Consider the following 6,845-nt stretch of genomic DNA (forward strand, 5'->3'; position numbering starts at 1 on the left):
CCGCCGGGGAGTCCGACCCCGGCGCCGAGGTGGTCGGCAGCGGACAGCCCCCGGGGACGGTGCGGCTGCCGCGGGGCGGCACGGCCGAACTCGTCCGCGAGGAGGTCGGCCCGGACTCCGTCCTGCCGGTGCCGGAGGATCTCAACGAGGCGACGTGGTGGGGCGCCGGGCTGGACGCACCCAGCGGCGCGAGCGTGTTCGCGGGTCATGTCGACTGGCAGGGCCGGACGGGACCGTTCGCGGAACTGTGGGACGCCCGGATCGGGGAGCGGGTACGGGTGCTCGACGACGGCGGCACGGAATGGACGTACGAGATCACCCGGATCTTCACGTTGCACAAGGACGAGCTGCCGGACCGGGCGCACGAACTCTTCGGACAGAGCGGGCGGCACCGGCTCGTGCTGGTCACCTGCGGCGGGCGGTGGTTGGGCGGGACGACCGGATACGCGGAGAACCGGGTCGTGCTCGCCGAACCCCGCTGAACGCGTGCGGCACCCGGACGGGCGGGCCCGCTCTCACCCGGTCGGCCCGCCTGACGACGACGACACGCCGCGCGCGGGTACGGTTCCCCCATGGTCTCCGAGCACGACAACCGCCTTCTCCCGCTGAGGCGGGACTTCGGGCAGGCATGGCATGGTTTCGACCGCACCCAGGTGGCCCAGTACCTCGACCACCTGGAGGCGCAGGTACATCAGATCATGGCCGAGCGGGACTCGGCCGAGGCGCGGGCGACGGAGTCCGCGCGCGAGCTCGACAGTGTCCGGCAGGAGGTCGAATCGCTGCGGGCACGGGTCGAGGAGCTGAAGAAACCGCCGGAGCGGATCGAGGACCTCGACGAGCGCATGCAGCGCACCGTCGAACTCGCCCAGCACCGCGCGTCCGAGATCATCGAGAGCGCGGAGACCGCCGCCGAGAAGAACTGGGCCGAGAGCAGCGCGGTGTCGAACACGCTGCACGAGCGGTACAAGAACCTGCTCGAGACGCTCGACGGCCACGCGGACGCGCTCAAGCGTGAACACGAGGAGGCGCTGGCCGCGACCAAGGCCGAGGTCGAGAAGATGACCACGGACGCCGCCCGCAGGCGGGAGGAACTCGACGCGGAGGCGGAGACCAGACGCCGCACGATCGAGGACGAGTTCCAGGAGCGCCTGGCCGAGGAGCGGCGCGCGCACGACGAGCACATCGCCGAGGAGAAGGCCACCAGCCGTCGCGAGGCGGAGGAGCGGCTCACCGAGGCCCGGAACGAGGCGAAGCGGCTGGTCGACGAGGCCACCGAGAAGGCGCGGGAACTCGTCGAGTCGGCCACGGCGGAGGCCGACCGGCGCACGAGCGAGGCCAACGACGTCGTCAGCCGGTTGACGTCGATCCGGGAGGAGGCACGCGCCCGTCTGCGGGAGGCCGACCGGATGCTCGAACAGGGCGAGTCCACGCTGACCCCACCCGAGGACGAGGAGTCCACCCTCACGGAGACACCCGGCAGCACGTCGTGATCCCGACGCCGGGGAGGGCTCCCTGACCCCGCCGCGGGTCGGGTGACCGTGCGGTGCGCCGGTAGGACGGATCGGGCCCCCTTACTTCACTCGGAAGTGTGATGTGGGCTGCTCATCGGGCCGACTCGTCCGGCCCGTGTTGGACCGGAACGGTGTCGGGTCATACGGTGCTCACGTCAGGAAGGGGGCCCGAACCGTGGCGGATCGCACCGTGGAGCTGACGGTCGACGCCGAACCCGACCTCGTGCCGGTGATTCGCAACGTCGCGGCCGACCTCGCCATCCGCATGGATCTGCAACTCGACACCATCGCCGACCTGCGGCTGGCCGTGGACGAGGCGTGCGGGCTGCTGCTCGCCCGCGCGGCCACGCCCACCACGCTCACCTGCCGGTTCACCTTCGGCGGGGGCACCATCACCGCGTGGACCGAACTGGCGTGCCGGGAGGGCACCAGCCTGCCGCAGCAGGGGTTCAACTGGCACGTGCTCACCGCGCTGACCCGGTCCGTGCGCGGGCTGCGGTCCGAACGGGCGGGGGTGCCGACGGCCGTGATCGAACTGACCGTCGGCGACCCCTGAGCCGGGTCCGGGCCCCGGCGGCCCGGCCCGACCCCCGGTGGCTCAGCCGTCCCAGTGGCACAGCAACAGGCACACGTCGTCGTCGTGCTCGGTGGCGCCGAGCATCACCCGCAGCACGTGCTCGGCCCGCGCGTCGAGCCCGGTGGCCTCGCACGAGCGGAACGCCTCGACCAGCCGGGACAGACCCGCGTCGAGGTCGCTCGTACGACGCTCGATGAGCCCGTCGGTGAACAGGGCGATCGACGAGCCCGGCGTGAGCTTGCGCTCGTGTTCCGGGAAGGTGACCCCGGCGGGCAGGTGGATCCCGAGCATCGGGGCGTGCTCGGCGTCCAGGTAGGAGACGCCGCCCCCGGACTCCTGCAGCAGTGGTGGCGGATGTCCCGCGCTGGCCCAGCGCAGCAGGCCGGTCGCCGGCTCGACCTCCGCGGCCACGGCCGTGGCGAACAGCGGGGTGTCCAGGCCACGCAGCAGCTCGTGCACGAGGCGCAACGACTGCGCCGGGCCGTGTCCCTCCAGCGCGTAGGCCCGCAGGGCGTTCTGCAGCTGCCCCATCACGACGGCCGCATCGACCCCGTGCCCGGTGACGTCACCGACCGAGAGCACGACCGTGCCGTCCGGCCGGGTGACCGCGTCGTACCAGTCCCCACCCACGTGGACACCGCGGGTCGCCGACCGGTAGCGCGCGACGAGGCCGAGATCCTGCAGCGGCGCGAGCGTCGGCAGCATCGCCCGTTGCAGTCGTTCGGCCAGCTCGTGTTCCCGCTCGTACTCGTTCGCGTTGCGCAGTCCCACCGCGGCGCGGTTCGCGATCCCGCCCGCGAGGGCCACGTCGTCCCCGGTGAACTCCCCGGTGGGACGGTGCAGATCGAACACGCCGAGGGTGTGCGGACCGGCGGTGAGCGGGACGCTGACCCGGTGCGGGCCCTGGCGGACCGGTTCCCGCGTCCGGACGGCGCTGCGGGTGGTCTCGTCGGATTCCCGGCCGGGGTCGGCGGGACACGACAGGCCCCCCTCGCTCACCGTCCACACCGTGACGTGGTCGGCGAACCCGTTGGCGGTGACCAGCGCGGCGACCTCGTCCAGCATGTGCACCCGGTCCAGCGAGGTGGCCGAGGCCCGGCTGATCTCGTCCAGGAAGGAGGTGCGCTGCCGCTGCCGGTCGATCTCGGCGTGCAGCGCGAGCAGTCCGGCGTTCGTCTGCTCCAGCTCGGACTGGTGCCAGCGCAGGTCCTGATCGCGCTCGGAGACCACGTCGGCCAGCGCACGCAGCGCCGCGCCCGCGGCGGCGTCCGTGTCCGCACCATCGCCGCCGAGCGCGGCGGACACCCGTCGCCACACCTCGTCGGACAGTTCCCGGTCCCCCAGTAACCCGCGCAGTCTCGCGCGCAGGTCGTCACTCACCCGACCTCACCTCCGCCCACGACGACCACGCAGGAGTCGTCGCGGTGTCTTCCGTACCGACCCAGCAACCACCCGGCCGCCGTGGCCGGGTCGTGCGCGAGGAGCTCCGCGAACTCCTCCGCTCGCCACCGTTGCGTCACCCCGTCCGTGTGCATCACCAGCCGGCTCCGACCGCTCCACGGCCGGACGACGGGAGCCGCCCGTCCGCCGCTGCGTTGTCTGCGCCCGACGATGCCCGGCGTCGACACCAGCGCCTCGTGCGTGCCGTCGCCCGGGAACAGCCGCGCCACGGAGTTCCCGACGGCACTGAAGGTCAGTGTCGACCGCGCGGGGTGAAACTGTGCTACGGCCACCGTGGCGCCGCGACGGACGGTCGCGTCGACGTCCATCGCCGCGATGAGCTGCCCGGGCGGGGCGCTCGGGTTCGCGGCGACGTGGGCGGTGACCGCCGCACTCGCGCTTGCGGCCTCCGGGCCGTGCCCGAGTCCGTCGCTCAGTGCCACCGTCGTCACACCACGCTCGTGCGCCACGACCCAGTTGTCCCCGCACTCGGTCTCCCCCGCGGCGGCGGCCAGTGCGGCACCCACCTCGACGCCGAGGTGGGGTGGCTTCGCCACCGTCCAACGCGCGAGCACCGTCGTTCCTTCCCCGGGCCGGGAGTGGATGTCCACGAGGTCGGCCATCCTCCGCACACCGCCGAGGCCGAGCCCGAGGGTGCCGGTGGTCGAGTGCCCGTCCCGCATGCTGTCCGGGACGTCCGCGATCCCCGGCCCCAGGTCGGTGGCGACGATGTCCAGTCCGTCCGGCCGGGGGATCGCCATCAGCAGACCGCCCGTGGCGTACTTCTGCAGGTTGGTGGCGAGCTCGGAGACCGCGAGGACGACGCGCTCCACCGTGCGCTCGGGCAGACCCGCTTCGCGCGCCGCACGGCTTGCCGCCATCCGGGCCTGGTGTACGTGGACGGGCGCGTGGACGGCCAGCGCCTCCCCGCTCATCCGCTGCCGGGCCTGCTCGTGCGGAACACCACCGTCACCGTCGTCCCCTGTCCGTCGCCGGTGCGCAGGTCGAACGCGTCGGCGAGCCGCCGTGCGCCGCTGAGGCCGAGGCCCAGTCCCCCCGCGCTGCTGTAGCCGTCCGTCAGCGCCTGCTCCGTGTCGGCGATACCGGGTCCCTCGTCGCGGAAGACCAGCCGCAGCGCCGTGCGGCCCGCGTCCTTCTCCAGCGAGATCCGGGCCGTGCCCCCGCCCCCGTGCTTGAGGGTGTTGCGGGCGAGCTCGCTGGCGGCCGTGACCAGTTTGGTCTGCTCGACCAGGGAGAACCCGGCCGAGACCGCCACGTCCCGCGCCGCCTGCCGCACGTGGACGATGTCGACCTCCTCGCGGACGGCGACCTCCTGCTCGGTGACGACACCGGTCATGACTGTCCCGGGTCGGCACCCAGCAGGGACAGCCCCCTGCTCACCGTGAGCGCGGTCTGCAGCCCCGGCAGGGTGAGGCCGAGCTCGACCAGTGTGATCGCCACCTCGGGCCGCATACCGACCACGACCGTCCGCGCGGCCAACAGCGCGCAGGCACCGGCGATGTCGTGCAACGTCCGGGCCAGGAACGAGTCCACGACCTCCAGGCCGGAGATGTCGATGAGCACACCCCGGGCGCTGATCTCGGCCACGCGCCCGGTCAGCTCCTCCTGGAGGGTGAGCGCGTCGCGGTCACTGAGTTCGCCCTGGATCGTGACGAGCAGGACGTCGCCGAGGCCGACGAGGGACGTGTTGGTCATGCCGTACTACCCGACCTCCCGCGCGGGGGTGATGGCCATCCCGAGCGTGTGCAATGCGTGGATGAACGCGTCGGCGAGGCTCGCCCTGGTGGCGACCTCACCGAGATCGATACCGAGCTGGACCATCGTCTGCGCGATCTGGGGGCGGATGCCACTGATGACACACTCCGCGCCCATCAGGCGTGCGGCCATCGCCGTCTTCAGCAGGTGCTGGGCGACCAGCGTGTCCACGGCCGTGACCCCGGTGATGTCCAGGATCGCCACCCGCGCGTGCTGGCGGACGATCTCCTCGAGGAGGCTCTCGGTGGCGGCCTGGCTGCGCATGCTGTCCAGCGTGCCGATGAGCGGGATGGCCAGAATGCCGTCCCAGAGCTTGACCACCGGGGTGGACAGCTCGGCGAGCTGCTCCTGCTGGGCGAGAATGGTGTCCGCCCCCGCCGACAGTTCGATCTCCAGCAGGGCGATGCGGAGCGTGTTCAGCACGGTGGCCAGGGCCAGCCCGCCCCGGTAGGCGATGTCCGCGGGCTCGTCGCGCTGTTCCCACAGCCGCAGCACCGGCTCCTTGAGCACGGTGACGTCGGGACGGCTGCTCCCGGAGCGTCCCCCCGCCGCCCGCGAGGCGAGGGTGCCGAGCACCGTGCGCACGGTGCCGAACCCCTCCGCCGACGGATCCTCCTCGGATCCGGTCTCGATCACCTGGCGCACACCGCTGAGGAGGGCGGACGCCTCCTCGGCGGCCTCCTCCGGGTTCCGGGCGGAGAACACGGCGGTGGCCGCCCACTCGCGTCCGATCTCGGCGCGGTGTGTCTCCAGGAACTCCACCAGACGCGCCCGGACGGCGGCGGTGGTGTCGTCGGTCATGTCTCGGCTCCCACCTTCAGGCCCAGCTCACGCGCTGAGGCATCGGCTCCTCCCTGGCAAACTTAGGACACACGGCAGCGAACCTCCAGGTGGGGTACTCACCGGTAGGGACTGTGGAACGACGGAAACGGACAGCAGGTGACCGGACGCGACGAATCGACCACCGACGGCGGGGCGACCGTGCGTGCCGAACTGGTCGAGGCCGAGGGGCGCGTCACGCTCAGCGGCGAGATCGATTACGGTGCCGCACCCCGCGTGGACGACGCCCTCCACCGGTTGCTGTCCGACGGTGCCCGACACCTGGTGATCGACCTCGGCGAACTCTCGTTCTTCGACTCGGCCTGCCTGGGCGCCCTGGTGCGTGCCCACGCCGGGACGGCCGAGCGTGGGGGCACCGTCCGGCTGGTCAACGTCGACCGGCACGCCTACCGGGTGCTGCAGATCTCGGGGCTGATCCCACTGTTCGACATCAGCACGGTCGGCTGACGGTCCGGATCCGCGGACCGCTCGCAGGACGGGCTCGCCGGTCATCGGTCCGCGTGCCCGGCCGCGCCGACGAGGTTGCGGGCCATCCCGCCGAAGACCACACCGTGCAACGGCCGCAGGGCGAGCCAGTACAGGTGCCCGGGCGAACCGTGCGGCAGGAACAGCGCCCGCTGCCGGTACACCGCACCGCCGTCGCCGTCCGGCCGCACCGACAGCTCCAGCCACGCGCGGCCGGGCAGCCGCATCTCCGCCCG

At 72.5% G+C, this 6,845-nt stretch carries 10 protein-coding genes; 4 read left to right on the top strand and 6 right to left on the bottom strand.

The features are described 5' to 3' along the window. The 3 genes from SACPADRAFT_RS28250 to SACPADRAFT_RS0216460 all read left to right on the top strand — a co-directional run. Positions 1 to 482 (top strand): class F sortase (locus tag SACPADRAFT_RS28250; RefSeq protein WP_007025834.1); only part of this gene is annotated, 482 nt, incomplete at its 5' end. A gap of 90 nt (positions 483 to 572) precedes the next feature. Then, positions 573 to 1,490, top strand: a complete 918-nt coding sequence (locus tag SACPADRAFT_RS0216455) for a coiled-coil domain-containing protein (RefSeq protein WP_007025835.1) — start codon at positions 573 to 575, stop codon at positions 1,488 to 1,490. A 196-nt stretch (positions 1,491 to 1,686) separates the two neighbouring features. Further along, entirely contained in the window at positions 1,687 to 2,067 is a 381-nt protein-coding gene (locus tag SACPADRAFT_RS0216460; protein WP_007025836.1) for an ATP-binding protein, read from the top strand. A 42-nt stretch (positions 2,068 to 2,109) separates the two neighbouring features. On the opposite strand, the gene SACPADRAFT_RS0216465 is transcribed toward SACPADRAFT_RS0216460, so the two are convergent. Genes SACPADRAFT_RS0216465 through SACPADRAFT_RS0216485 form a run of 5 tightly spaced genes read right to left on the bottom strand, consistent with a single transcriptional unit; the run spans position 2,110 to position 6,105 of the window. Beyond that, complete coding sequence (locus SACPADRAFT_RS0216465) at positions 2,110 to 3,468, bottom strand: PP2C family protein-serine/threonine phosphatase (RefSeq protein ID WP_007025837.1); 1,359 nt, start codon at positions 3,466 to 3,468, stop codon at positions 2,110 to 2,112. Further along, complete coding sequence (locus SACPADRAFT_RS0216470; protein ID WP_007025838.1) at positions 3,465 to 4,463, bottom strand: ATP-binding protein; 999 nt, start codon at positions 4,461 to 4,463, stop codon at positions 3,465 to 3,467. The genes SACPADRAFT_RS0216465 and SACPADRAFT_RS0216470 overlap by 4 nt, the downstream gene beginning before the upstream one ends. After that, a complete protein-coding gene (locus tag SACPADRAFT_RS0216475; RefSeq protein WP_007025839.1) occupies positions 4,460 to 4,885 on the bottom strand; it encodes an ATP-binding protein in 426 nt (141 codons plus the stop codon). The genes SACPADRAFT_RS0216470 and SACPADRAFT_RS0216475 overlap by 4 nt, the downstream gene beginning before the upstream one ends. After that, positions 4,882 to 5,244: an STAS domain-containing protein gene (locus tag SACPADRAFT_RS0216480; protein ID WP_007025840.1), complete on the bottom strand. Its 363-nt coding sequence runs from the start codon at positions 5,242 to 5,244 to the stop codon at positions 4,882 to 4,884. The genes SACPADRAFT_RS0216475 and SACPADRAFT_RS0216480 overlap by 4 nt, the downstream gene beginning before the upstream one ends. A 6-nt stretch (positions 5,245 to 5,250) precedes the next feature. Next, positions 5,251 to 6,105: an STAS domain-containing protein gene (locus SACPADRAFT_RS0216485; protein ID WP_007025841.1), complete on the bottom strand. Its 855-nt coding sequence runs from the start codon at positions 6,103 to 6,105 to the stop codon at positions 5,251 to 5,253. 138 nt (positions 6,106 to 6,243) lie between these two features. Here SACPADRAFT_RS0216485 and SACPADRAFT_RS0216490 point away from each other — a divergent pair, with 138 nt between their 5' ends. Further along, positions 6,244 to 6,591 (top strand): STAS domain-containing protein, encoded by a 348-nt coding sequence (locus SACPADRAFT_RS0216490; RefSeq protein WP_007025842.1) that lies wholly within the window; start codon positions 6,244 to 6,246, stop codon positions 6,589 to 6,591. A gap of 41 nt (positions 6,592 to 6,632) precedes the next feature. Here the strand turns inward: SACPADRAFT_RS0216490 and SACPADRAFT_RS0216495 are convergent. Further along, a partial coding sequence (locus tag SACPADRAFT_RS0216495) for a DUF2867 domain-containing protein (RefSeq protein ID WP_007025843.1) occupies positions 6,633 to 6,845 on the bottom strand: 213 nt, incomplete at its 5' end.

The sequence above is a fragment of the Saccharomonospora iraqiensis subsp. paurometabolica YIM 90007 genome (assembly GCF_000231035.2).
In the GTDB taxonomy this organism is placed as follows: domain Bacteria; phylum Actinomycetota; class Actinomycetes; order Mycobacteriales; family Pseudonocardiaceae; genus Saccharomonospora; species Saccharomonospora paurometabolica.

Coding starts and splice junctions, on each gene's coding strand:
- SACPADRAFT_RS0216455 (WP_007025835.1), top strand. CDS start 573: ATGGTCTCCGAGCACGACAACCGCCTTCTCCCGCTGAGGCGGGACTTC.
- SACPADRAFT_RS0216470 (WP_007025838.1), bottom strand. CDS start 4,463: ATGAGCGGGGAGGCGCTGGCCGTCCACGCGCCCGTCCACGTACACCAG.
- SACPADRAFT_RS0216475 (WP_007025839.1), bottom strand. CDS start 4,885: ATGACCGGTGTCGTCACCGAGCAGGAGGTCGCCGTCCGCGAGGAGGTC.
- SACPADRAFT_RS0216480 (WP_007025840.1), bottom strand. CDS start 5,244: ATGACCAACACGTCCCTCGTCGGCCTCGGCGACGTCCTGCTCGTCACG.
- SACPADRAFT_RS0216485 (WP_007025841.1), bottom strand. CDS start 6,105: ATGACCGACGACACCACCGCCGCCGTCCGGGCGCGTCTGGTGGAGTTC.